The sequence below is a fragment of the Rhodothermales bacterium genome (assembly GCA_040221055.1).
In the GTDB taxonomy this organism is placed as follows: Bacteria; Bacteroidota; Rhodothermia; order Rhodothermales; family UBA10348; genus 1-14-0-65-60-17.
Genome location: JAVJVN010000012.1, coordinates 1 through 22,773, shown reverse-complemented (window position 1 = coordinate 22,773; position 22,773 = coordinate 1). Strand labels below are relative to the sequence as shown.

Genomic DNA, 22,773 nt, shown 5'->3' with positions numbered 1-22,773 from the left:
CCGGGATCCATCCCGGCCGACCCCCTTTGTTCACTCTGATTTCCCGTCCATGATACCGTTGAAAAAACGGGGCTGGCTCCTGTTGGCCATCCTCCTGTTTTCCCTTTCAACCACCGCCCATGCCCAGACGCTTGTCGGTCGTGTTACCACGACCGATGGCGCGCCTCTGGAGTTGGTCCAGGTGGTTGTGGAGCGTCTGGATCGGGGCACCGTTACCGACGAGGGGGGCCGATGGTTCTTGGATAAACTGCCTCTCGAGCCCGTTTCGCTGGAGTTCCGGTTCGTCGGATTCCGAACGGAAAACAGGCTCGTGGACGTGGTGGCCGGAGAAACCGTGGTGAATGTCGTCATGCAGGAGGCCCGGGTGGACCTCGCGGAAACCGTCATTACAGCCGAGGGACAAGCCGATGCCATGCTGAAGCGGTCCACGCGTTCGGTGTCCATCCTGGCGCCGGAAGACCTGGATCGGTCCCGCGGACAGACCATCGGGGCCATGCTTTCCGAGCTTCCGGGCGTCTCCGTATTGTCGACGGGGCCTTCCATTGCAAAACCGGTCATCCGGGGGTTGCACAGCCAGCGACTCGTGGTCGTGAACGCCGGGGTCCAGCAGGAAGGTCAGCAATGGGGCGGTGAACATGCCCCGGAGATCGATCCGTTCTCGGCGGGGCGCGTGGAAGTCATCCGGGGTGCGGCCTCGGTCGAATACGGCGTCGGAGCCATTGGTGGCGTCATCCGGATTGAGCCGGAAGAGCTGCCCTATGACCGTGGTCTGGGTGCCGACCTGGCCCTGAATGCGTTCTCCAACAACCGCCACGGGGCGGTGTCGGCCAGTGTATTCAGCGGCCTGGGGTCGAAGTGGGCCTGGCGGGTGCGCACGAGCGCCCGGAAAGCCGGCGATTCGCGGACGCCCGACTACGTCATCGGCAACTCGGGCTTCCAGGAACTCGACGCCGCAGCGACCGTGGGCTTCCACTCGAATCGTGCCGGATTCCGTCTGCACGTGTCGCACTTCGGAACCACCCTCGGCCTGTTTTCCGGTGCCCATATCGGCAACTTCGACGACCTCCTCCGGGCCATCGAGCGCGGCCAGCCAGCCGTTGATTATGCGTTCACGTATGATATTTCGGCGCCAAAACAACGGATTTCGCACGACGCGATTTCCCTGAATGGGCACATCCGGCTTTCCTCGGGAGACTGGATTGACGCCCAATTGGGGTTCCAGTCGAACCGGCGAAGCGAGTTCGATGCGCATCGTCGGTTCGGTGATCCGGATACGGATCCGGCATTCTCCCTTACCCTGCAGACGAGTTCGGCTGAAGTCCAGCTGCGGCAGCGTCCGCGTGGTGGCCTCATCGGCTCAATCGGTCTTTCCGCGACCACCCAGGGCAACCACAACGGGGAGTCCGGTTTCCTGATTCCCAATTTCCGGGCCACGACGGTGGGCGCCTTCATCCATGAGATGTTCGTCACGGATGCCTGGACGTTCGATGCCGGATTGCGGTACGATCATCGCTGGCTGCGTGCCTGGCCAAGGGAAAACCTGTCCAGTGGACCCTTTGTCCGTCACGATGCCACGTATGGCAGCCTGTCGGCCATCGCCGGGGTCATCTGGCGCATGGATCCCTCCTGGTCTGTGTCATCGAACCTGGGACATGCCTGGCGACCTCCCGGCGTGAACGAATTGTTCAACTATGGAGTCCACCACGGCACGGCCCAGTTCGAGACCGGAAATCCGGATCTGGGTGTCGAACAGTCCTGGAACCTGGATGTCACACTCCGGCACACCTCCGATGGAGTCACCGCCGAGCTGAGTGCCTTCCGGAACCGCATGGACGGATACATATTCCTCTTTCCGGATGATGAGCCCCGCGTGACCATCCGGGGTACGTTCCCGGCCTTCCACTACGTCCAGAAGAATGCGACGTTGAAGGGTCTGGACGGCTGGATCGAGGTCCATCTTACCGATCGACTGGATGTCCATGTGACGTCGTCGATTGTTCGTGGAACCGACCGGGAGTCTGGCGAAGCACTGGTGGAGATGCCCGCGGACCGCATCCGTGGAGGCGTGGAGTGGTCTCCCCGATTCCTTTCGGGTTCGGAGCGTCCGACCAGCCTCCACCTGGATATCATCGCCGTGAAGCAACAGGACAGAATCCCGGAAGGTGTGGACTATGCGCCGCCGCCTCCCGGTTACTCCCTGGTCAATGCCGGAATCTCCGGTAGCTGGACACGCGGGTCGACACCCCTCTCTTGGTCTTTGGATGTCAACAACGTTTTTGACACCGCTTATCGCGACTACATGAGTCGCTTTCGCTATTTCATTGACGATCCGGGACGGAATGTATCGCTGCGGATGCAGCTGTCGTTCGGTGCCGGATCCTGAACCTTAATACCATCATGAATACCCTTTTTCCAATCCAGCGCTTTCACTTCCCTCTTCTTCTCTCCGCGGCCCTGATCGTGGCCCTTTCCGCCTCCGGGTGTGACTCCACGGAACCGGACGATCACGGTGCAGGAGACGAGGAGTTGATTACTCGCATCCAACTGACACTCACCTCACCACAGGCCCCACAGGTCGTTGTGGAGGCTACGGATCCCGACGGTGACGGAGCCAATCTGACCATCGGAACACTGGTGCTCAAGGCGGGCGTAACGTATACCGGTACGATCGGTGTGTTCGACGATGTGAATGGGGAAAACGTGGGCGCAGAGATCGACGAGGAAGCCGATGAGCACCAGTTCTTCTTCCTGCCTGGTGGCCAGGATGCCTCGCGCCTGTCGGTCACCGTCACCGACTCGGACAGCAATGGCTTGCCCGTGGGTCTTGCATTCACCGTGGCAACGACATCCGGTGGAGCTGGTCAGGCATCCCTGCGCGTCATCCTCAGTCACTTCGACGACGACCCGAAGGACGGCGTCAATCAGAGTGACGAGACAGATATCGACGTCACGTTTCCGGTGACCATCGAACCGTAGGTCTACTCAACAGCGAGCGTATTGACTTCAGGACACGGGGTCGGCCGCAATGAGGCCGATCCCGTGTCCATATGTGGGGTAGTCGGAGGAAACGCGGCCTTCCTGGATATCCAGCAGACGCCGCTTGAGAAGCCTTCTTCGCAACGGACGAAGGTGATCGATGAACAGGACTCCGTCCACATGGTCGTATTCATGCTGGATTACCCGGGCAAGAATGCCATCGAACCAGGCCCGATGCAGCTTGAATGAACCATCCATCCATTCCAGCTCAATCCGATCGGGTCGAAATACGGTTTCGTGGATGTCAGGAATGGACAGACATCCCTCCTCGAACTCCGACTCCTCGTCGCCCGACGCCGTGATCCGTGCGTTCAGGAAGACCATCGGTTGCTCGGGCATGGCCAGTCCGGCCTCCAGGAAGTCCTCAGCCATTGGCGAGACGTCCACTACAAAAATCCGTTCGGACCTCCCTACCTGGGGCGCTGCCAAGCCGATCCCACGGGCACCCTGCATGGTCTCGATCATGTCATCTATGAGGCCTTGGACCTCCGGCATGTCCGGTGTGACCTCCACGGTGTCTTCGCGCAGAATAGGTGAGCCGAGCAGATGTATGGGAAGAATCATGATGGATGCTGGTCTGTCTCGTCCAGGTATTCCTGAAGGAGTATTCCGGCAACGGCTGTATCTATGCGACCGCGACCGGTTTTGCGCAACGAGGGGCGCGATCCTGTTTTGAGTTGGTCCCGGGCGCGTTCCGTGGAAAACCGCTCGTCCCACTTTACGATCCTGGCACCGGGCAGCTTCTTGACGATGCGATTGATGTAATGTTGTACCCGTTCCGCGGCAATTCCTTCCACGCCATCCTCCAGTAGGGGCCACCCGACAACGATGGCATCTATACCGAACTCTGACTCCAATCGGGTAAGCTGGCCGACCGCGTCATCCGGTGTGAAGGTGCCTACGGGTTGGGCAAAAAGACGCAGTGGGTCCGAAACAGCGAGTCCAACCCGCTTGGTTCCGAAATCAAGACCGACCACGCGCCGCATGTCACGAGGAGCGGATGAGGTCTGCACTGCCGTCCGGGACATCATAATTCAGATCGGATAGGGGCTGCTGGAGCACCTGACGCATGCGCTTGCCGGGCTTGAAATGCGTTTTCCGACGGCTGGGTATGAACACAGTCTCGTTGGTTTTGGGGTTGCGGGCCTTGGGCTTGGCACGGGTCTTCTTGACTTCGAATACGCCGAAGTCGCGAAGCTCGATCCTGACCTCCGGGTCGGCTTCCATCATGAGTTGTCCAATGGCCTCAATGGCAACCGAAACCCAGGGTTCGCATTTGTAGATCGGTTCATCCACCAATTCGGACACGCGCCGTGCCACGTCCTTCTTCGTCAATGTTCTAGGTCTGTCCGACATGCTTGAAAGGTATAACGTAAATGGGGCCGCCCAAGAAACGAACTCAGGCATCCAAAATCAAGGATTACAGACTTTTATCAGAAATTTGGCACGCGCCGTCCGGGCGGCGCTCCAGACTCCGGGTCAAGCATCCTGGGCGTCATCATACTGCTCTTCAATCCGATAGACGCCGTGAACGCCGTCCAGTCGCTTTATTCGCTCAATGAGTCTCCGGAGGTGGTCCAGATCACTGACCAACAGGACGATCTTTCCGTCGAATACGCCATCCTCCGTGGAAATGGTGAGCGATCGGATATTCGTCTTGAGATTCTTTGAGATCACCGTCGTTACGTCATTGAGCATTCCGACCCGATCTTCACCCATCACCCGCAGACCCGACACGAAACGAACATCCTTCTGCCGGCTCCACTCAACCGGAACAATCCGGTCGGCCCGGTTCAACATGAGATGTGGAGCGTTCTTGCAGCTCACGCGATGGATCTTGATGGTGCCGGTACGGGATACGAAACCGAACACGGCATCTCCCGGAATGGGATTGCAACATGACGCATAGGATGTCGCCAGATCGGTCTGGACCTCTCCGTCAATGAGCAAGGCAGGCGATCCCGATGACTGGGCCGACTCAAGGAAGTTCTCGTACTGCAGCCGCAATTTCTCTTCACTGGGCTCTTCCCCTTCAGCGCGCTGAACAAGGCGCGCTGCCTTGATCATCTCGTCGATGTCAAGGAGCCCCGATCCCACTTCATACAGCAGCTGTTTCAGGCTGGGGTACTTCAGGCGGTTGGCAACCTGGTTGAGTTCGTGCTCGGTCAGCTCAAGGTGTTCACGCTTCGACTTGCGTTCCCACAGTTCCCGCCCCGTATCCTCGGCTTTGCGTCGCTTCTCGTTGACCCAGTTACGGATCCGGCTGCGAGCCTTCTGCGTCACGACGAACTTGATCCAATCCGGATTCGGCGTCTGTTTCTTCGACGTAATGATTTCCACCTGGTCTCCACTCGTCAGGCCGTGGGACAGCGGGACCATCTTCCCGTTGACTTTTGCTCCAATGCAATGGTGACCGACTTCCGTGTGGATGAGGAAGGCAAAATCCACCGGAGAGGCCCCTCTGGGCAAGGTAAAGAGATCACCCTTCGGAGTAAAAACATAGATTTCCTCATCGTACAGGTTCAGGCGGAAATCCTTCACGAAATCCGTGGCGCGCTCCGACTCCGGGTTTTCCAGCAACTCACGGACCCAGTACAGGAACTGGTCCATCTTCTCGTCACTGTTGTCTACCGTCCCTTCCTTGTATTTCCAGTGTGCAGCGACACCCTTCTCGGCGATTTCGTGCATTTCCTGGGTACGTATCTGGATTTCCACCTTCCTGCCTTCGGGCCCGACGACGGTCGTGTGCAAACTCTGGTATCCGTTCGATTTGGGAACCGAAAGGAAATCCCGGAACCGCTCCTGGAGGGGCTTGAACAGATCCGTCACGAGCGAATAGACCCGCCAACAGTCCTCCTTGCCCCTCGAATGTGGACCTTTCAGGACAATCCGGATGGCAAATATGTCATAGATCTCCGAAAGTGGCTTGTCCTGCCGTTTCATCTTCCGGAAAATGCTGTACAGATTTTTGGACCGGCCGTAGATCTCGAATTCGAACCCGTTCTCCTCCAGCCGCTGCTTGAGCGGGGCAATCACTCGCTCGATGTACAGCTCCCGGTCCCTCTTCGCATCCCGGAGGCCCTGCGTGATCTCCGCATACTCCTCCGGGTGGATGTACTTGAGCGACAGATCTTCGAATTCACTCTTGATGGAAAAGAATCCGAACCGGTGGGCAAGCGGGGCGAACAGCGTCAGCGTCTCGTTCGCAATCTTGTATCGCTTGTGCGGAGGCAGGGAATCCAGCGTCCGCATGTTATGCAAACGGTCGGCAAACTTGACGAAGATGACCCGGATGTCCGACGCCATGGACAGCATGAGCTTCCGGACATTCTCTGCCTTCGTGATATCCCTGCTCTCGAACGCACCGCTGATCTTCGTGAGACCATCGATGATGGTAGCCAGCGAAGGTCCGAACGTATCCGAAATGAATTCGAGCGACAGCTCCGTGTCCTCCACCACGTCGTGCAGGAGCGCCGCCGCCACACTCACATCATCAAACCCGATCTGCTCGACATAAATACGGGCCACAGCCAACGGGTGGATGATGTAAGGCTCACCGGAGCTCCGTCGATCATTCCTGTGTGCCCAATAGCTGAGCCGGAATGCCCGTCTGATGAGATCCTCATCGACGCTCGGCAGATGGCGATGACACAAGGCAACCAGTTCGTCCAGTGCCTCGACAAACGGCTCCTCGATGTGCAGCCCGTTTCCTTTGAGAATGGCGGAAGTCTCAATCATACGCCTTATACCCCATGCCAAAAGGCAGTTCCTGGCCCGAACACCCGATTGTGCATGCAAACCATGAACGCTCGGGCCTGTCCACCCGCAAGAAAAAGGGGCGGCTCCCGGTGGGAGCCGCCCCTTTCAAGGCTTTCCGATGGACGGAACAGGGCGGTTTAACCCTTCTTCTCTTCGTCCGTCGATTCGTCGGCTTCCGGCTCTTCCACGGCAGCTTCTGCTTCCGGCTCTTCCGCGGCAGCTTCTGCTTCCGGTTCTGCCTCGGCTTCTGCAGCTTTGGGCTCTTCTGCCACGACCTCGGCCTCGATGACGTCGGCTTCTGCGACTTCCGGCTCCTCAGCTACGGCCTCCGGCGCTTCTGTCACGTCGGCATCAGCAACGGCCGCAGGTGCGGCTGCCTGGGCGTCACCACCCTTCCGGCGCCGTCCTCCGCCACTGCCGCCGCGACGGGTCTTCTTCTTCGAGCCACCTGCGGCGCCATCCGGACGTACATCGTTGTAGTCCACGAGCTCGATGACCGCCATTTCAGCGGAGTCACCGGCACGCTGCCCCAACTTGATGATCCGCGTATATCCGCCGGGACGGTCGGAAATCCGACCTGCGATGTCCGTGAACAATTCGGTCACGGCATGCTTGTCCTGGAGTGCGCGGAATACCTCGCGACGATTGTGCGTCGTATCGGCCTTCGCCCGGTTGATGATGGGCTCGACAAACATGCGCAAGGCCTTGGCCTTGGTGATGGTCGTTTCAATACGCTTGTGACGGATCAGGGCCGTGGAGAGTGCGGACAACGTCGCCTTCCGGTGGGAACTGGTACGCCCAAGCTTGAATCCTTTGTGTTGATGTCTCATCGGAATCAGCTTTTAATTTCTTCGAGGTACTTGTCGACGTCCATTCCGAACTCCAGATTCCGCTCTTCAATCACCTGCATGAGTTCCTGCAGGGACTTGCGACCGAAATTCCGGAACTTGAGCATTTCCGACTCTTCCCGGCGGACCAGGTCACCAATCGTCTTGATGTTGGCCGCCTTGAGGCAGTTGTGGGCGCGGACGGAAAGGTCCAATTCGTCGACCGACTGATTCAACAGCTCGCGGATGCGCTGCACTTCGGCATCGACTTCCTTCTCTTCTTCAGTCGGTTGCGGCTCGCTGTCCATCTTGATGAACAGATTGACATGGTCACGGAGAATGGACGCTGCCTGGGCAAGCGCATCCTCGGGCATGACCGATCCGTCCGTGTTGACCTCGATGGTCAACGACTCATAGTCAATCTTTTCGCCAACACGCGTCGGGTTGACGGTGTAGCGGACATTCTTGATGGGCGTAAAGATGGCGTCCATGGCAACAACGCCAATGGGATCGTCGGCACGCTTGTTCTCCTCGGCCGGAACATAGCCACGGCCACGATCCATCCTCAACTCGACCGCAAAGCTGGACCCTTTGTCCAGCGTCGCAATGTGATGATCAGGGTTCAGGACTTCGAAGTCCGAGGTGGCGTCACCGATGTTCTTGGCGGTCCAGGCTCCGGGACCCTTGACGATGAAGTGGATGTTGCCATCCGCTCCGTCATTGGCACGGAATCGGACACCCTTGAGGTTCAGGATGATATCGGCCACATCCTCCGAGACGCCTTCAATGGTCGAAAATTCGTGCTGAACGCCGTCAATCTTGACTGCCGTGATGGCAATGCCCTGAAGGGACGACAGCAATACGCGGCGAAGCGCGTTTCCGATCGTAACTCCGAAACCACGCTCAAGCGGCTGGATCGTGAATCGACCGAACGTTTCGGTCGTTTCTTCCAGGTCAACGCCATCGGGCATCTGAATCGAGTAAGTGCTCATATCAGCTTGATGCAAATAATGTAGGTGTACGGATTACTTCGAGTACAACTCGACAATGAGTTGCTCCTTGATGTTCTCCGGGATGTCCTCGCGATTCGGGAAATCCAGGAACTTGCCCTGCAGCATGTTCCGGTCGACTTCCAACCACGGGAAACTGCGGCGGGTCGTATTCGCCGCATCCCTTACGATTTCCAGATTCCGGCTCTTGGGCCGGATGGAAACGATATCTCCACCACGCAGCATGGCGGATGGGATATCAACAACGCTTCCGTTGACCATGATGTGACCATGGTTCACCAACTGACGCGCCTGACGACGTGTACGGGCAAAACCAAGGCGATAGACCGTGTTGTCCAGACGTGCTTCGAGGAACTTCAGCAGGTTCTCTCCTGTCACGCCCTTCTTCCGGGCTGCCTTCTCGAACAGATTCCGGAATTGACGCTCAAGCAGACCGTACGTGAAACGGGCCTTCTGCTTTTCCTTGAGCTGAACGGAGTATTCGCTTTCCTTGCGGCGGCGCGAACGGCCATGTTGCCCCGGTGGGTGGGGCTTGCGCTCGAGCGCCTTGCTCGGGCCGAAGATCGGCTCCTTGAACCGGCGCGCGATCTTTTGTTTCGGGCCTCTGTAACGGGCCATGATGATTTCCTCGTTTGAAGGTTGTACAAACGTACTGAATGCCCCATGTGCACTCAGTAGTCGGGCTTAAACCAAGATGCGTGTGGCAAAACACGCATCCGGACAGCGTCACACGCGGCGACGCTTTGGAGGCCGACAGCCATTGTGGGGAACAGGCGTAACGTCGCGGATAGTGGCTATTTCCAGCCCTACCCCCGACAATGCCCGTATGGCGGACTCACGACCGGATCCAGGTCCTTTTACATAGACCTCGACCCGACGCAGACCCAGATCGTAAGCTTCCTTGCCAGCCGTCGACGCTGCCACCTGTGCGGCATACGGCGTGTTCTTGCGACTGCCCTTGAAGCCCATCTTTCCGGAACTGGCCCAGGAAATGGTATTCCCGTACTGGTCGGTGAGTGTCACCTGCACGTTGTTGAACGTTGCCTTGATATGAGCCTGTCCGTTTGACTCTACAACAACATTCTTCTTACGTGGCCGGGCACTTCCCCGTTGTCTTTTTGCCATTGATCCTGCTCTTGTGGTTCAAATGATTCCGGTCAGTCGACCGGGACCGTTGGTTTACTTGCGCGGTGCCTTCTTCTTTCCGGCCACCGTCTTCTTCTTGCCCTTCCGTGTACGCGCGTTCGTCTGGGTCCGCTGTCCACGGACCGGCAAACCGCGACGATGACGAAGTCCGCGGTAGCATCCGATATCCATCAGACGCTTTATGTTCAACTGAACTTCCGTTCGGAGTTGACCCTCCACCAACGACTCGTCCTCGATCACCCGACGGATTTCCTTGGTCTGATCTTCGGTCCAGTTTTCTGGGTGCACGTTCGGGTCAACGCCCGCATTCTTGAGGATCTGGATCGCCAACGGGCGTCCGATACCAAAAATGGACGTCAGCGCGATTTCTCCGCGCTTGTGTGTAGGAACGTCTACTCCTGCAATTCGAGGCATGGATTCAGCTGTTTGACCGTCTGGGGATCAACCCTGACGTTGCTTGTGTTTCGGATTCTTCTTGTTGATCACGTAAATGCGTCCCTTGCGACGGACAATTTTGTCGTCGGCGGAACGCTTCTTTACACTTGCGCGGACTTTCATGTCAATTCAAGCCATTTTTGGTTGCAGCCGATTATTAACGTCCCGATTCAATCGAGGTTCGCACGTTTTGTGTGAAGCTTGGATTCATCGGACCGCTGCATCGGTGCAAGGTTCGTAGGGTAATGTGGTCAGGACATCCTCGATGTACTGGAATGTCGTAAGCACTTCGGGACCGCCGTCCGTCACAGCAACCATATGCTCATAATGAGCCGATGGCTGGTTGTCGATCGTGCGGATGGTCCATCCGTCGGCATCCGTGGACACCGCCGCATCGCCCATGTTGATCATGGGTTCAATACAAATTACCAGACCGGCTTTCAGTTTCCGCCCGTTTCCTGCCCGGCCAAAATTGGGTACCTGGGGATCCTCGTGCAGACTGCGACCTATGCCGTGGCCCACCAGGTCCTTAACGACGCCGTATCCGCGCGCCTCGCAAAGCGACTGCACCGCAAACCCGATGTCACCAAGACGGCGCCCCGGCACGCACTGATCAATGCCAGCATACAGCGACTCATAGGTCGTCGAGCAGAGCGCACGCTTGTCATCGGAAATCTCTCCGACGGCAAAGGTGTAGGCGGAGTCCCCGTAGAAACCATCCAGAAGCACGCCGCAATCCAGGGTCACGATATCTCCTTCAGTGAGGAGTTTGTCGTTGGGAATGCCATGAACCACGGTGTCGTTGACGGACGTGCACAGGGAGCCGGGAAATACGAGGTGTCCTACGCGGTAGCCCTTGAAGGCCGGCGACGCGCCATGATCCCGGATGAATGTCTCCGCGATCTTGTCCAACGTATTGGTGGATACACCCGGAGCAACACGCGTGGCGACTTCCGCCAGCGTACGACCTACCAGGTCGGCCGATGCGCGGAGTTTCTCCAATTCGCTATTGCTCTTGTAGTGGATCATGCTCAGCTGCGACCCCGGACGCGTCCGGACTTCATGAAGCCGTCGTAGTGACGCATGAGCAGGTGGCTCTCGACCTGCTTCAACGTATCGAGGGTCACGCCAACCAGGATCAGCAGGCTCGTTCCCCCGAAGAACTGTGCGAAGCCCTGCGTCACGCCGAACATGATGGCGAACGCGGGAAGGATGGCCACAAAGCCCAGGAAGATCGACCCAGGAAGCGTGATTCGCGTCAGGATGTTGTCAATGAACTCACTGGTCTGCTTGCCCGGACGGATGCCCGGAATGAAGCCACCCTGACGCTTCATGGTGTCCGCCATTTCCTTCGGATTCACCGCGATGGCGGTGTAGAAGTACGTGAAGAACACACAGATGATGAAAAAGACGGTGGAGTATCCCCAACCACTGATGTCCGTAAAGAACACGCCCATTTCCTGCATGAACGGAGACGCCGGAAACAGCGTGGCAAACGTCGCAGGAACGAACATGATGGACTGCGCAAAGATGATGGGCATGACGCCCGCCGCGTTCACGCGGATGGGCAGGTACTGGGTCGAACCCCCGAACACCTTCCGTCCAACCACACGCTTGGCGTATTGGACCGGAATCCGTCGCATGCCCTGGGTAACCATGACCACACCCGCCGTCACCAGCACGAATACGCCTATTTCAAGGAGGAAGATGAACATGTTGCCGGACAGCTCCCATTCGTTGAACAGGGACTGCGGAAGGAACGCAATGATGCTGATCATGATGATCAGGGATATGCCGTTTCCGATTCCGCTCTCCGTGATTCGTTCACCCAGCCACATCACGAACATGGTCCCGGAGGTAAGCACGATCACGGTCGACACCATGAAAAAGGTCGGACCGATCACGATGGCGGCCCCGGTGGCACCGTACTGCAGGTTGATGGCAAACCCGATGCTTTGGAGGGCCGTGACCAGGATGGTACCGTAACGGGTGAGCTGGGTGATCTTGCGTCGCCCTTCCTCTCCCTCACGCTGCAGCTTCTGGAAATACGGGACAACCGCTCCCATGAGCTGGATGATGATCGATGCCGTGATGTACGGCATGATCCCGAGGGCAAAAATACCGGCTGCACTGAACGCGCCGCCCACGAACATGTCCAGCATCCCCAGAAGGTTGTTGGAATCCGACTGGGCGTTGATTGCCGCCAGCTGTGCAGCATCCACACCCGGCAATGTAACAAAGGCACCAAGTCGGTAGATCAGCAAAAGCCCGATCGTGTACAAGATGCGGCGTCGCAACTCCTCAATTTTCCAGATATTGCGGACGCTCTCGGTAAGACCTGCCATAATTCAACGTTGTTGAGGGCGATTGCGCCTGTTACAGTTCGGTGACGCTACCGCCAGCTTCTTCAATTTTCTTGCGGGCTGACGCGCTGAATGCGTTCGCGGTGACCTGGAGCTTGGCGGTCAATTCGCCACTGCCCAGGACCTTGACCAGGTCGCCTTTTCCGATCTGTCCCAATTCGCGCAGCAATTCTGGCGTAACCGGAGCAGACCCATCCAGCGCACCGTCGTCGACGAGCTTCTGGAGACGAGCCACATTGACGGCCTTGTAGGCCACGCGGAACGGATTCTTGAATCCGAACTTCGGCAAGCGACGCTGGAGGGGCATCTGACCACCCTCGAACCAGACAGGGATGCTGGCACCGGCGCGGCTCTTCTGGCCCTTGTTGCCCTTCGTTGAGGAGTGACCACCGTAACCGGAGCCGACTCCACGACCAATTCGCTTACGCGACTTCGTAGCGCCCTTTGCGGGCTTGAGATTGCTGAGATCCATGGTATGCTTTACGCCCCGGAGACCGGGACTCGCTGATGATTGGATTATTTCGTCGGTTCAATGCTGACCAAGTGGTTGACGCGCTGCAGCATCCCACGGATTTCCGGGGTGTCTTTGTGCTCGACCGATTGGTGCAAACGACGCAGACCGAGGGCCTGCATGGTCAGTTTCTGGACCTTGGGGCGTCGGATGACGCTTCGGACCTGTGTGATTTTCAATGTTGCCATGATCCTATCCTTCGAACACTCGTGAAAGCGGAATACCGCGACGCTTGGCCACTTCCCGCGGGTCTTCCAGGTTGGCCAGCGCATCCATTGTGGCTGCCACCTGGTTGTGTGGGTTGCTCGAGCCCAGGGATTTCGAAAGGATGTCCGTGTATCCGGCGCACTCGAGGACGGCGCGTACACCACCACCGGCTATGACACCGGTACCGTGCGAAGCCGGCTTCAAGAGGACACGACCGGCATCCTGCTTTCCGATGACCGGATGCGGAACCGTACCCTTTGACATCGGAACGTTGATGACGTTCTTCTTCGCGTCTTCCGTACCCTTCGAGATGGCGTCGGCCACTTCGTTGGCCTTGCCGAGACCCGTTCCTACGCTGCCTTTGCCATCACCGACGACAACTACCGCGTTGAATGAGAATCGGCGACCACCTTTGACCACCTTCGCGACGCGCTTGACAGAAACGAGTCGTTCAATCCACTCGATCTGTGCGTCGGTTGCCCGCGTACGGTCGCGACGATCCTGACGATTTCTTCCCTTTGCCATTATAAAGCCGTTGAATATGGTTAAAACTCGAGACCGGCCTCGCGCGCACCCTCGGCGAGCGCCTTGACGCGGCCGTGGTAACGGTAGCCGTTACGATCGAATACGGCGCCATCGACACCGGATGCCTTGGCCAACTCGGCCAACTTCTTCCCGACGGCGCGACTGACGTCCACCGGCTTGCCTTCTGCACCAGCCGTCTGGCTCGATGCCGCAGCAAGGGTCACGCCATTCGAATCGTCAATGAGCTGGGCATAGATGTGCCGATTCGAGCGGAACACGGAAAGACGTGGGCGCACGCCCGTTCCGGTCACCTTTTTGCGAATACCGCGTTTTACGCGGGCGCGCTGTTCGTTCTTCTTGTGTGCCATGATCGTTGAAATCGGGGTTATCGGGCAGCAGTCTTGCCGGCCTTGCGACGGACAAACTCATCCGTGTAGCGAACACCCTTGCCCTTGTAGGGCTCTGGCGGACGCAGGGCACGGATTTTCGCAGCGACCTGACCGACCATCTGCTTGTCTATGCCCTCAATGATGATGATGGTGTTCTTTCCGCGCTTGGTATCGACATCAATCGAGATACCGTCCGGCGGCAGGAAGTAAATGGGATGCGAGAAGCCAAGGGCCAATTCCAGCACGCCGTTCTGTACGGCGGCACGGAAGCCGACCCCGATTACCTCGAGTTCCTTCTTGTAACCGGTGGTGACACCGGTGACCATGTTGTCCAGGAGCGACCGGTACAGGCCATGCATGGCCTTGTGACGCTTCTGCTCCGTCGGGCGTGTGACCGTGAGTTCCCCGTTTTCGAGGGCCAACGAAAGGTCCGGGTCCACCTGGAGCGTCATTTCGCCCTTGGGTCCCTTGACCGTCACAACGTTGTTCGACGCGACGTCAACCTTTACCTGGCTGCTGACCGCAATCGGAGCTTTTCCCACTCGTGACATTGTTACACTCGCTTCGTTTTAAAAATCCTAGTAGACGTAGGCCAACACTTCCCCACCAATGTGGTGGAGACGGGCTTCCTTGTCGGTCATCACGCCACGGGATGTGGAAATGATGGCAATACCCAGACCGTTCCGCACGCGGGGCAGATCGTCAGCATTGACGTACGTACGCAAACCGGGCGTGGAAACCCGTTTCAGGTTCTGGATAACCGGAGTACCCTTCTTGCTGTACTTGAGGTAGATGCGGATAAGTCCCTGCTTGTCATCATCGATGTCGATGTAGCGACGGATGTACCCCTTGTCCAGAAGGATCTGGGTTACGGCACGCTTCAACTTGGAAGCAGGAATATCCACATGTCGATGCGAGGCTTGCTGTGCGTTTCTTATACGCGTCAGCATGTCTGCAACTGGATCAACTACGTTCATTTTTCTTGTCTCGTGTTGCGGTCAGTTCGCCGTAGCGCTTGACCACGTGAACGAAGCGGCAGGAGGTTCCTACCAGCTTGATTTACGGACACCGGGGATGAGACCCGCCAGTGCCATTTCCCGGAAAGCAATCCGGCTCAATCCGAAGCGACGGATGTAGCCGCGCGACCGACCGGTCAGCTTGCACCGGTTCCGCATACGGACCGGGCTAGCATCCCTGGGCAGCTTCTGCAATCCCTCAGAGTCCAGCGCCTTCTTGAGCGCCTTACGCCGATCGGCGTACTGGGCGACCATGCGTTCGCGCTTCTTCTCGCGGGCTATCCAACTTTTCTTTGCCATGATGTTTGTGTGTTCTTAAACAGCTTCTGCTTCTTCGCCGCGCCGGATGAAGGGCATACCGAAAGCCTTCAAGAGGGCAAAAGCCTCCTCGTCGGTTTCAGCGGTGGTAACGAAGGTCACATCCAGACCGGAAATCCGGTCCGTCTTGTCCACGTTGATTTCCGGGAAAATGATCTGCTCCTTGATGCCGAGCGTGTAGTTGCCACGGCCATCGAAGCTCTTGTCCGGGATACCCCGGAAGTCGCGAACACGTGGCAGCGCCAGCGTGACCAACCGATCCAGGAATTCGTACATCCGATCACCCCGGAGGGTAACCGCTGCCCCGATGGCCATCCCTTCACGAAGCTTGAAGTTCGACACGGCCTTGCGGGCCATGCGGACCGTCGGCTGCTGCCCGGTGATGGTGCGGATCTCCTCGATCGCATCGTCCAGGATCTTCTTGTTCAGGGACGCTTCACCAACACCTTTGTTGATGGCAATCTTCACCAGCTTCGGAACCTGCATCGGATTCTCATAGCCGAATTGCTTCGTCATGGAGCCGATGATCTCGCCCCGGTAGTGTTGTTTGAGTCTAGGTACGTAACCGTCCATGGGATTCCAATATTTTAGCTGTCCAGCTCCTCGCCGGTCGTCTTTGCATAACGGACCCAGCGGCCGCGGCCGGTTTCAGGATCCTCGATCTTCTTGCGACCAATCCGCGTGGGCTCGCCGTTCCCGTCAAGGGGCATGACATTCGATGCATGGATGGGCATCTCCTGCTCAATGCGTCCACCTTGGGGATACATCTGGTTCGGGCGGGTATGGCGGATGCGCACATTCACACCCTCGACAATCACACGATGCTTTTCCGGAAATACGCGGAGGATTTTTCCTTCCTTGCCGCGATCATTACCGGACAGCACACGAATGATATCCCCTTTACGGATATGGAGCTTGTTCTGCTTGTTCTTCGTCCGTGGCATGACGTCTGGGGTTTACAATACTTCGGGTGCGAGGGAAACAATGCGCATGTACTGGCGCTCACGAAGCTCGCGCGCTACCGGGCCGAAAATGCGTGTTCCACGAGGTTCGCCCTGGGCGTTGAGCAATACAGCCGCGTTCTCGTCGAAGCGGATGTATGTCCCGTCAGGGCGGCGATATTCTTTCTTGGTACGAACGATGACCGCCTTCGAGACATCACCTTTCTTGACGTTTCCGCCCGGAATGGCTGACTTCACGGAGACGACAATCTGGTCACCGATACGGGCGTAACGACGTCCGCTGCCACCAAGAACGCGGATGCAAAGCACTTCCTTGGCTCCGCTGTTGTCCGCGACTTTGAGTCTGGATTCCTGCTGAATCATTTCTTTGGCACTTGGATTGGGTTGGTGGTCTTACTTGGCCCGCTCGACGATTTCGACGAGTCTCCAACGCTTGTTCTTGCTGAGCGGACGCGTCTCCATGACTCGAACGGTATCGCCGGTTCCGGCGGTGTTCTCTTCGTCATGAGCCATGATCTTCGACGTCTTCTTGACGAACTTGCCGTAGATCGGATGCTTCATCCGGCGTTCGATGGCTACCGTGATGGACTTGTCCATCTTGTCGCTCACCACAACGCCAACCCTTTCCTTACGGGCGTTTCTCTGTGTTGTCGTTTCCATTCGTTTTTCCGGCTTGGTGGGCCGTTTACCGTTTCCCCACCAACTACCTGTTTATTGATTCCTGTCAGGATGCAGCAGTCCGCTCACGCAGAATGGTGTGGAGCTGTGCAATGAGTCTTCTTTTCTGGCGAATCTGCATGGGATTCTGAAGATCGGCGATCGCATGCTGGAAGTGCATCTGGCCGTAGGCCGCCTGCTCCTCCTGGATGCGCGTTGCGATCTCCTCCGTTGACATTTCGCGTATTTCCTTTGCCTTCATGACCGTCCTCAGGCTGTATAGTCAGGTCGGATGACCTGTTTCGTCTTGATGGGAAGCTTCTGCTGGGCACGCCGCATGGCCTCGGAGGCCAGATCCCACTGGATGCCACCGCCGACCTCGAACAGGATCCTGCCCGGACGAACCACGGCTACCCAATATTCGGGTGAGCCCTTGCCTTTACCCATTCGGGTCTCAGCAGGCTTCTTGGTGATGGGTTTGTCCGGGAAAATGCGGATCCAGACCTTACCCTGACGCTTCATGTGGCGCGTCATGGAAATACGTGCGGCTTCAATCTGGCGGCTGGTAAGTCGACCGATTTCAAGAGCTTTGATCCCGAAATCCCCGAAGTCCACACGCGTTCCGCGCTGGGCGTTACCCTTGATCCTTCCCTTATGGACTTTGCGGCGCTTGACGCGCTTTGGCATTAACATGATGCTACCTCTCTGAATCGAATATTATCGTTTGCCGCCCCGTCCACCGCGACCGGCATCCCGCTCGCCATCGCGACGGTCCCTCCGACCGCGTCCTCCACGACGCCGCTCGGGCTCCATCTGCTGCAGCTGCTGGCGCTGGGCCTGCACATTCGGGCTGAGGTCCGGCTTGCCGAGGATCTCACCCCGGTAAATCCACACCTTCACACCCGTCGTGCCGTAAATGGTATAGGCTGTGGCCTCCGAGTAGTCTATATCCGCACGGATGGTGTGCAGCGGCACGCGTCCCTCGAGATACTGCTCGGTGCGACCCATTTCAGCGCCACCAAGGCGTCCACCGACCCGGATACGGATGCCTTCTGCACCCATCCGCATGGCAGCCGTGATGGTCTGCTTCATTGCACGGCGGAAGGACACACGTCCTTCAAGCTGCTGGGCAATGTTCTGCGCAACCAGACTGGCGTCCAATTCGGGGCGCTTGATCTCGTTGATGTTGATCTGGATGTCCTTGTTGGTAAGCTTCTTGATCTCTTCGCGAAGCTTCTCCACCTCGGCTCCACCGCGACCGATGACAACGCCGGGACGGCTCGTGTGCAACGTCAGGATGACGCGCTTGGGCGTCCGCTCGATGACGACACGGCTCAGACCGGCACGCTTCAGACGTGCGGCGAGATAGTTGCGGATTTCCTCGTCCTCAACCAGCTTCTCGGCAAAGTCCTTGCCTGCGTACCAGTTGGAATCCCAGCCCCGGATGATGCCCAGGCGGAAACCGATCGGATGTGTTTTCTGACCCATTCTATTGTATTCGTTTAGGCTTCCTCGTCGGCAACCGCGACCGCAGCCGGGTTCGAGACGACAACCGTGAGATGACACGTTCGCTTCAGGATCGGATGCGCCCGACCACGGGAGACAGGACGGAACCGCTTGAATGCCGGCCCCTGGTCCACGCGGATCTCACTGATCACGAGCTCTTGCTCATCGACCCGCTCTTCCTTGTTCTGGTCCATAAGATTATGGACGGCAGAAAGGATGGTAAGCCGGACGATGGACGTCACTTTCTGCGGGAGAAAGCTCAGTGCATCAAGCGCTGCCGGGACACTCTGTCCACGGACCACATTGACGACCGGCCGCATCTTCTTGGCTGAGCTCCGGATGTGTTTACGTACTGCTCTGGATTCCATTGTCTCGGATGATTAGACCGTCGGTTTACTTCTTGCCCTTGCGGTCCTTGGATGTACCAGCATGGCTGCGATAGGCGCGCGTCGGAGAGAATTCCCCGAGACGATGACCCACCATGTTTTCGGTGATATACACCGGAATGAACTGCTTGCCGTTGTGCACGGCGAACGTGTGCCCAACAAACTCCGGAGTGATCATCGACGCCCGCGACCAGGTCTTGACGACTTTCTTCTTGCCGGAGCTGTTCAGTTCATCCACCTTCTCCTGGAGTTTGAAGTGGATGAAGGGGCCTTTTTTGAGTGACCGAGCCATACTTACTTACGTTTGCGACTGCGTACGATGTACTTGTCAGAGGAATTCTTCTTCTTGCGCGTCTTGAAACCCTTCGCAGGGACGCCCGAGGGAGAACGAGGATGTCCACCAGAAGCCTTGCCTTCACCACCACCCATGGGGTGATCAACCGGGTTCATGGCAACACCGCGGGTCTTCGGACGGATGCCCAGCCAGCGGCTGCGTCCGGCCTTGCCCAACTCGATGTTCATATGGTCCGGGTTGCTGGTTGTGCCGATCGTGGCCATGCAGACAACCGGTACCATACGCGTCTCGCCAGAGGGCAGCTTGAGATTGGCGTACTTCCCTTCGCGAGCCGTGAGCTGTGCAAAGGTGCCGGCGGACCGGGCCATCTGAGCACCCTTCCCGGGACGCATTTCGATCGCGTGAACGAACGAGCCGACCGGAATCTTCGCGAGGGGCAGGCAGTTGCCGGCCTCCGGAGGTGAATCCGGACCATTGTGAAGCGTCATGCCCACAGTGATCTCGTTCGGAGCAATGATGTACCGCTTTTCGCCGTCCGCATAGACCAGAAGGGCAATACGCGCCGTCCGGTTGGGATCGTATTCAATGCTGGCAACACGGGCGGGAATGCCGATCTTGTTGCGCTTGAAATCGATGATGCGGTACCGGCGCTTGTGCCCACCACCCTGGTGGCGGACCGTGATGCGGCCGTTGTTGTTGCGTCCACCCTTCTTCTTCAGCGGCGACAACAGGCTCTTCTCGGGTTCAGACTTTGTAATCGTCTCGAACGCCGATACCGAGCGCTGGCGCTGTGCCGGAGTATTGGGCTTGAGTTTCTTGATTGCCATGATGGATTCCAGTCCGGGCGTTCAGCCCTATACTTCCTCGAAGAAATCGATCTGTTCACTGTCAGGAAGGAGCGTAACGAGTGCCTTCTTGTAGGCAGCCCGACGACCTTCAATTCGCCCACGCTTCGTCATCTGCGCGCGGCGCTTGCCGCGAACGATCATGGTGCGCACTTCTTTGACCTTGACGCCCGGGTAACGCGTCTCGATGGCCTTACGGATTTCCACCTTGTTCGCCGATTTCGCGACTTCAAAGGCAAAGTGTCCCTCTTCCATGAGGGCCGTAAGCTTCTCTGTTACCAGAGGCTGAATGAGAATGGAGTTGCTCATGTTACTGTCCGAGCTGCTTTTCGAGTGATTCAAGCGCACTTGCCTGCATGAGCACGACCTGTGCCGCCATGACATCCAGCGTCGAGACGTCACGGACAGCCCGCACGGTCACCTTGGGCACATTGTGTCCGGAGCGCGCAATGGCCGGCGAGTGATCGCCCGTCAGGACCAGTACGCTCCGTCCGTTCAGCTCGAGAGCCTTAAGGATGGACGACAGGGCCTTGCTGCTCGGCGCATCGAAGGAAAAGTCTTCGATCAACCGGACGGCTTCTTCCCGCGCTTTGTAGGTGAGCGCACTGCGACGTGCCACCTTCTGCGTCTTCTTGTTGACCTTTATGCCGTGCACGCGCGGGCGAGGACCGAACATGGTACCTCCCGACTTGCGCACAGGTGACTTGGCCGATCCCGCACGGGCGTTACCGGTGCCCTTCTGGCGATAGAGCTTGCGCGTACTTCCGGCAACTTCGCTCTTCTCCTTGGACTTGGCGGTACCCTGGCGGGCATTCGTCTGGATACGGCGGACATCCAGCCAGATGGCGTGGTCGTTCGGCTCAACACCGAACACAGCCTCGCTCAGCGCGACGCTCTTGGACGACGCAGTCCCGTCCTGCTTGTGAATCTTCAATTTCATCGTCTATCCGAGGCTCACTTTTTCTTGTTGAGTTCGATCAGGGAGTTCTTTGCACCCGGGACGGCCCCGTGGACGAGAACTGTATTCTGATCTTCGAGAATGCGGATGATCTGCAGGTTCTTGACCGTTACCCGGTCATTCCCGGTACGACCGGCCATCCGCATCCCTTTGAACACGCGCGACGGCCATGACGATGCGCCAATGGAACCGGGTGCACGCTGACGATTGTGCTGACCATGGGTGGCATCGCCCACGCCGGCAAAGCCATGGCGCTTGACCACACCCTGGAAGCCTTTGCCCTTGGATGTGCCCGTGACATCAATCTTCTCGCCTTCGACGAAAATCTGGGAGGCCGTGACCTCATCGCCGAGGGACAATTCCATGTCCGATGGACGGAATTCGCATACAAAGCGCTTGGGCGTCGTGCCCGCAGCTTCGAAATGGCCCTTCATGGCCGAGGAGGTCCGCTTTTCCTTGCGGGCCGTCATGGCCAACTGGACCGCATTGTAGCCGTCCTTTTCTTCCGTCCGGATCTGCGTCACGACATTGGGCTCCACTTCAATCACGGTACAGGCGACATGGTCCCCCTGAGGCGTGAAGTAGCTGCTCATGCCGATTTTCCGGCCTAAAATTCCTTTGCTCATTGCAATCCTGTTTGGTTCGGCCGTGTCACCACGACCGGATTGGTAAGCGCGTTACGTTCGCGTTCAATTGACCCGGACGACGGTGATAACCACCGGATCGGCCAGGGATGTCTGGAATACGGATCCAAGCAGCACTGACGTGTTGCCCGTTGCCGTAAGGCGGAGGGAGTTGCTGTTGACTTCTTCGTAGGTGAAAGTCAACGGAAGGCTGCTGCCGCCCACCGTCAACGAGGCACTCAGCGACTCGGCCGACTCGTTCGTGGTATAGGTACCGGAAATGTTCTGGTCCAGGGCGTCATTCTTGCTGTCAATGGCCAGTGACATCGTGTTGTCGCCATTGAACGTGATGACCACGCTGTTGAACCCTTCCGAGAAACCTTCCGTGCGATCGCCGGAGGCATCACTGAGACCACCCAGGCCCCATGCGCCCACGACCACACTGGCGTCGTCGTCGTCATTGCTGTCACACCCTGCAGTCACGGCAACAAAGCCGATGAGCAGAACGAAGAGAGTGAGCTTACGAAGCATCTTTTCCATATCAGACCTTGATTTCAACGTCCACGCCACTCGGAAGCTCGAGCTTCATGAGGGCGTCGACCGTCTTGCTGCTCGTCGACAGGATGTCGATGAGTCGCTTGTGATTACGGGTTTCAAACTGTTCCCGGCTCTTCTTGTTTACGTGAGGAGACCGCAGAACCGTGTAGATCGACTTGCGCGTCGGAAGCGGGATGGGACCGCTGACGACAGCACCGGTCGACTTGACCGTCTTGATGATCTTTTCGGCGCTCTTGTCGATCAGTGTATGATCGTATGACTTGAGCTTGATCCGGATTTTTTGACTTGCAGCCATGTTGATCAGTCCAGGATTTTGGAGACGACGCCGGCACCGACGGTGCGGCCGCCTTCACGGATGGCGAAACGAAGGCCCTGCTCCATGGCAACAGGCACAATCAGCTTCACCTTGAACTGCGTATTGTCGCCCGGCATGACCATCTC

The 22,773-nt window shown here is 57.8% G+C and carries 37 protein-coding genes; 2 read left to right on the top strand and 35 right to left on the bottom strand.

What is annotated here, in order from left to right:
- The first annotated feature begins 49 nt into the window (after positions 1-49).
- Both RIE53_05850 and RIE53_05845 read left to right on the top strand, forming a co-directional pair.
- Entirely contained in the window at positions 50-2,383 is a 2,334-nt protein-coding gene (locus RIE53_05850; protein MEQ9104202.1) for a TonB-dependent receptor, read from the top strand.
- Positions 2,384-2,397: 14 nt separating this feature from the next.
- Positions 2,398-2,976, top strand: a complete 579-nt coding sequence (locus RIE53_05845; protein MEQ9104201.1) for a hypothetical protein — start codon at positions 2,398-2,400, stop codon at positions 2,974-2,976.
- Positions 2,977-3,003: 27 nt separating this feature from the next.
- Here the strand turns inward: RIE53_05845 and def are convergent, their stop codons facing one another.
- The 35 genes from def to tuf form a co-directional block, all read right to left on the bottom strand.
- Entirely contained in the window at positions 3,004-3,600 is a 597-nt protein-coding gene (gene def, locus RIE53_05840; GenBank protein ID MEQ9104200.1) for a peptide deformylase, read from the bottom strand.
- Positions 3,597-4,022 carry a Holliday junction resolvase RuvX gene (ruvX, locus tag RIE53_05835; protein ID MEQ9104199.1) on the bottom strand — a complete coding sequence of 142 codons (426 nt, stop codon included), beginning with the start codon at positions 4,020-4,022 and terminating at the stop codon, positions 3,597-3,599. The genes def and ruvX overlap by 4 nt, the downstream gene beginning before the upstream one ends.
- Before the next feature lies 1 nt (position 4,023).
- Positions 4,024-4,392, bottom strand: coding sequence for an HU family DNA-binding protein (locus RIE53_05830; GenBank protein MEQ9104198.1), 369 nt, complete (start codon positions 4,390-4,392; stop codon positions 4,024-4,026).
- Between the two features lie 123 nt (positions 4,393-4,515).
- Positions 4,516-6,774, bottom strand: coding sequence for a bifunctional (p)ppGpp synthetase/guanosine-3',5'-bis(diphosphate) 3'-pyrophosphohydrolase (locus RIE53_05825; GenBank protein ID MEQ9104197.1), 2,259 nt, complete (start codon positions 6,772-6,774; stop codon positions 4,516-4,518).
- Positions 6,775-6,932: 158 nt separating this feature from the next.
- Entirely contained in the window at positions 6,933-7,625 is a 693-nt protein-coding gene (gene rplQ / locus RIE53_05820) for a 50S ribosomal protein L17 (protein MEQ9104196.1), read from the bottom strand.
- Positions 7,626-7,630: 5 nt separating this feature from the next.
- Complete coding sequence (locus RIE53_05815) at positions 7,631-8,614, bottom strand: DNA-directed RNA polymerase subunit alpha (GenBank protein ID MEQ9104195.1); 984 nt, start codon at positions 8,612-8,614, stop codon at positions 7,631-7,633.
- Between the two features lie 33 nt (positions 8,615-8,647).
- On the bottom strand, positions 8,648-9,250 hold the full coding sequence (gene rpsD, locus RIE53_05810) for a 30S ribosomal protein S4 (protein ID MEQ9104194.1): 603 nt from the start codon (positions 9,248-9,250) through the stop codon (positions 8,648-8,650).
- A gap of 108 nt (positions 9,251-9,358) precedes the next feature.
- The gene (rpsK, locus tag RIE53_05805; GenBank protein MEQ9104193.1) at positions 9,359-9,757 is read right to left on the bottom strand and encodes a 30S ribosomal protein S11; all 399 of its coding nucleotides are present in this window, start codon (positions 9,755-9,757) and stop codon (positions 9,359-9,361) included.
- A gap of 54 nt (positions 9,758-9,811) precedes the next feature.
- Entirely contained in the window at positions 9,812-10,192 is a 381-nt protein-coding gene (gene rpsM / locus RIE53_05800; protein MEQ9104192.1) for a 30S ribosomal protein S13, read from the bottom strand.
- A 27-nt stretch (positions 10,193-10,219) separates the two neighbouring features.
- Positions 10,220-10,336 (bottom strand): 50S ribosomal protein L36, encoded by a 117-nt coding sequence (rpmJ, locus tag RIE53_05795; protein ID MEQ9104191.1) that lies wholly within the window; start codon positions 10,334-10,336, stop codon positions 10,220-10,222.
- Between the two features lie 84 nt (positions 10,337-10,420).
- Positions 10,421-11,242 carry a type I methionyl aminopeptidase gene (gene map / locus RIE53_05790; GenBank protein ID MEQ9104190.1) on the bottom strand — a complete coding sequence of 274 codons (822 nt, stop codon included), beginning with the start codon at positions 11,240-11,242 and terminating at the stop codon, positions 10,421-10,423.
- Positions 11,243-11,244: 2 nt separating this feature from the next.
- Entirely contained in the window at positions 11,245-12,558 is a 1,314-nt protein-coding gene (gene secY, locus RIE53_05785; GenBank protein ID MEQ9104189.1) for a preprotein translocase subunit SecY, read from the bottom strand.
- 31 nt (positions 12,559-12,589) lie between these two features.
- Positions 12,590-13,048 carry a 50S ribosomal protein L15 gene (gene rplO, locus RIE53_05780; protein MEQ9104188.1) on the bottom strand — a complete coding sequence of 153 codons (459 nt, stop codon included), beginning with the start codon at positions 13,046-13,048 and terminating at the stop codon, positions 12,590-12,592.
- A gap of 44 nt (positions 13,049-13,092) precedes the next feature.
- Positions 13,093-13,275 carry a 50S ribosomal protein L30 gene (gene rpmD, locus RIE53_05775; GenBank protein ID MEQ9104187.1) on the bottom strand — a complete coding sequence of 61 codons (183 nt, stop codon included), beginning with the start codon at positions 13,273-13,275 and terminating at the stop codon, positions 13,093-13,095.
- A gap of 4 nt (positions 13,276-13,279) precedes the next feature.
- Positions 13,280-13,819 (bottom strand): 30S ribosomal protein S5, encoded by a 540-nt coding sequence (rpsE, locus tag RIE53_05770; protein MEQ9104186.1) that lies wholly within the window; start codon positions 13,817-13,819, stop codon positions 13,280-13,282.
- Positions 13,820-13,839: 20 nt separating this feature from the next.
- Positions 13,840-14,187 carry a 50S ribosomal protein L18 gene (gene rplR, locus RIE53_05765; protein MEQ9104185.1) on the bottom strand — a complete coding sequence of 116 codons (348 nt, stop codon included), beginning with the start codon at positions 14,185-14,187 and terminating at the stop codon, positions 13,840-13,842.
- Between the two features lie 17 nt (positions 14,188-14,204).
- A complete protein-coding gene (rplF, locus tag RIE53_05760) occupies positions 14,205-14,759 on the bottom strand; it encodes a 50S ribosomal protein L6 (GenBank protein MEQ9104184.1) in 555 nt (184 codons plus the stop codon).
- Positions 14,760-14,786: 27 nt separating this feature from the next.
- Positions 14,787-15,185, bottom strand: a complete 399-nt coding sequence (gene rpsH, locus RIE53_05755) for a 30S ribosomal protein S8 (protein MEQ9104183.1) — start codon at positions 15,183-15,185, stop codon at positions 14,787-14,789.
- Positions 15,186-15,254: 69 nt separating this feature from the next.
- Entirely contained in the window at positions 15,255-15,524 is a 270-nt protein-coding gene (rpsN, locus tag RIE53_05750) for a 30S ribosomal protein S14 (GenBank protein ID MEQ9104182.1), read from the bottom strand.
- Positions 15,525-15,539: 15 nt separating this feature from the next.
- Positions 15,540-16,115, bottom strand: a complete 576-nt coding sequence (gene rplE / locus RIE53_05745; protein ID MEQ9104181.1) for a 50S ribosomal protein L5 — start codon at positions 16,113-16,115, stop codon at positions 15,540-15,542.
- Positions 16,116-16,129: 14 nt separating this feature from the next.
- On the bottom strand, positions 16,130-16,486 hold the full coding sequence (rplX, locus tag RIE53_05740; GenBank protein MEQ9104180.1) for a 50S ribosomal protein L24: 357 nt from the start codon (positions 16,484-16,486) through the stop codon (positions 16,130-16,132).
- A gap of 12 nt (positions 16,487-16,498) precedes the next feature.
- Positions 16,499-16,867, bottom strand: a complete 369-nt coding sequence (gene rplN / locus RIE53_05735; GenBank protein ID MEQ9104179.1) for a 50S ribosomal protein L14 — start codon at positions 16,865-16,867, stop codon at positions 16,499-16,501.
- Between the two features lie 30 nt (positions 16,868-16,897).
- Positions 16,898-17,164 carry a 30S ribosomal protein S17 gene (rpsQ, locus tag RIE53_05730; GenBank protein MEQ9104178.1) on the bottom strand — a complete coding sequence of 89 codons (267 nt, stop codon included), beginning with the start codon at positions 17,162-17,164 and terminating at the stop codon, positions 16,898-16,900.
- 64 nt (positions 17,165-17,228) lie between these two features.
- Positions 17,229-17,423 carry a 50S ribosomal protein L29 gene (gene rpmC / locus RIE53_05725; protein ID MEQ9104177.1) on the bottom strand — a complete coding sequence of 65 codons (195 nt, stop codon included), beginning with the start codon at positions 17,421-17,423 and terminating at the stop codon, positions 17,229-17,231.
- Between the two features lie 8 nt (positions 17,424-17,431).
- Entirely contained in the window at positions 17,432-17,854 is a 423-nt protein-coding gene (gene rplP / locus RIE53_05720; protein MEQ9104176.1) for a 50S ribosomal protein L16, read from the bottom strand.
- A gap of 24 nt (positions 17,855-17,878) precedes the next feature.
- A complete protein-coding gene (gene rpsC, locus RIE53_05715; protein MEQ9104175.1) occupies positions 17,879-18,649 on the bottom strand; it encodes a 30S ribosomal protein S3 in 771 nt (256 codons plus the stop codon).
- 14 nt (positions 18,650-18,663) lie between these two features.
- Entirely contained in the window at positions 18,664-19,035 is a 372-nt protein-coding gene (rplV, locus tag RIE53_05710; protein MEQ9104174.1) for a 50S ribosomal protein L22, read from the bottom strand.
- Between the two features lie 25 nt (positions 19,036-19,060).
- Positions 19,061-19,345 carry a 30S ribosomal protein S19 gene (gene rpsS, locus RIE53_05705; protein ID MEQ9104173.1) on the bottom strand — a complete coding sequence of 95 codons (285 nt, stop codon included), beginning with the start codon at positions 19,343-19,345 and terminating at the stop codon, positions 19,061-19,063.
- Positions 19,346-19,347: 2 nt separating this feature from the next.
- A complete protein-coding gene (gene rplB / locus RIE53_05700; GenBank protein MEQ9104172.1) occupies positions 19,348-20,175 on the bottom strand; it encodes a 50S ribosomal protein L2 in 828 nt (275 codons plus the stop codon).
- A 27-nt stretch (positions 20,176-20,202) separates the two neighbouring features.
- On the bottom strand, positions 20,203-20,502 hold the full coding sequence (gene rplW / locus RIE53_05695; protein MEQ9104171.1) for a 50S ribosomal protein L23: 300 nt from the start codon (positions 20,500-20,502) through the stop codon (positions 20,203-20,205).
- 1 nt (position 20,503) lies between these two features.
- The gene (gene rplD, locus RIE53_05690; GenBank protein MEQ9104170.1) at positions 20,504-21,133 is read right to left on the bottom strand and encodes a 50S ribosomal protein L4; all 630 of its coding nucleotides are present in this window, start codon (positions 21,131-21,133) and stop codon (positions 20,504-20,506) included.
- Positions 21,134-21,147: 14 nt separating this feature from the next.
- The gene (gene rplC, locus RIE53_05685) at positions 21,148-21,777 is read right to left on the bottom strand and encodes a 50S ribosomal protein L3 (GenBank protein ID MEQ9104169.1); all 630 of its coding nucleotides are present in this window, start codon (positions 21,775-21,777) and stop codon (positions 21,148-21,150) included.
- 63 nt (positions 21,778-21,840) lie between these two features.
- Entirely contained in the window at positions 21,841-22,314 is a 474-nt protein-coding gene (locus RIE53_05680) for a lipocalin family protein (protein MEQ9104168.1), read from the bottom strand.
- A gap of 1 nt (position 22,315) precedes the next feature.
- A complete protein-coding gene (gene rpsJ, locus RIE53_05675; GenBank protein MEQ9104167.1) occupies positions 22,316-22,627 on the bottom strand; it encodes a 30S ribosomal protein S10 in 312 nt (103 codons plus the stop codon).
- 5 nt (positions 22,628-22,632) lie between these two features.
- The coding region (gene tuf, locus RIE53_05670) for an elongation factor Tu (protein ID MEQ9104166.1) at positions 22,633-22,773 on the bottom strand (141 nt) is incomplete at its 5' end.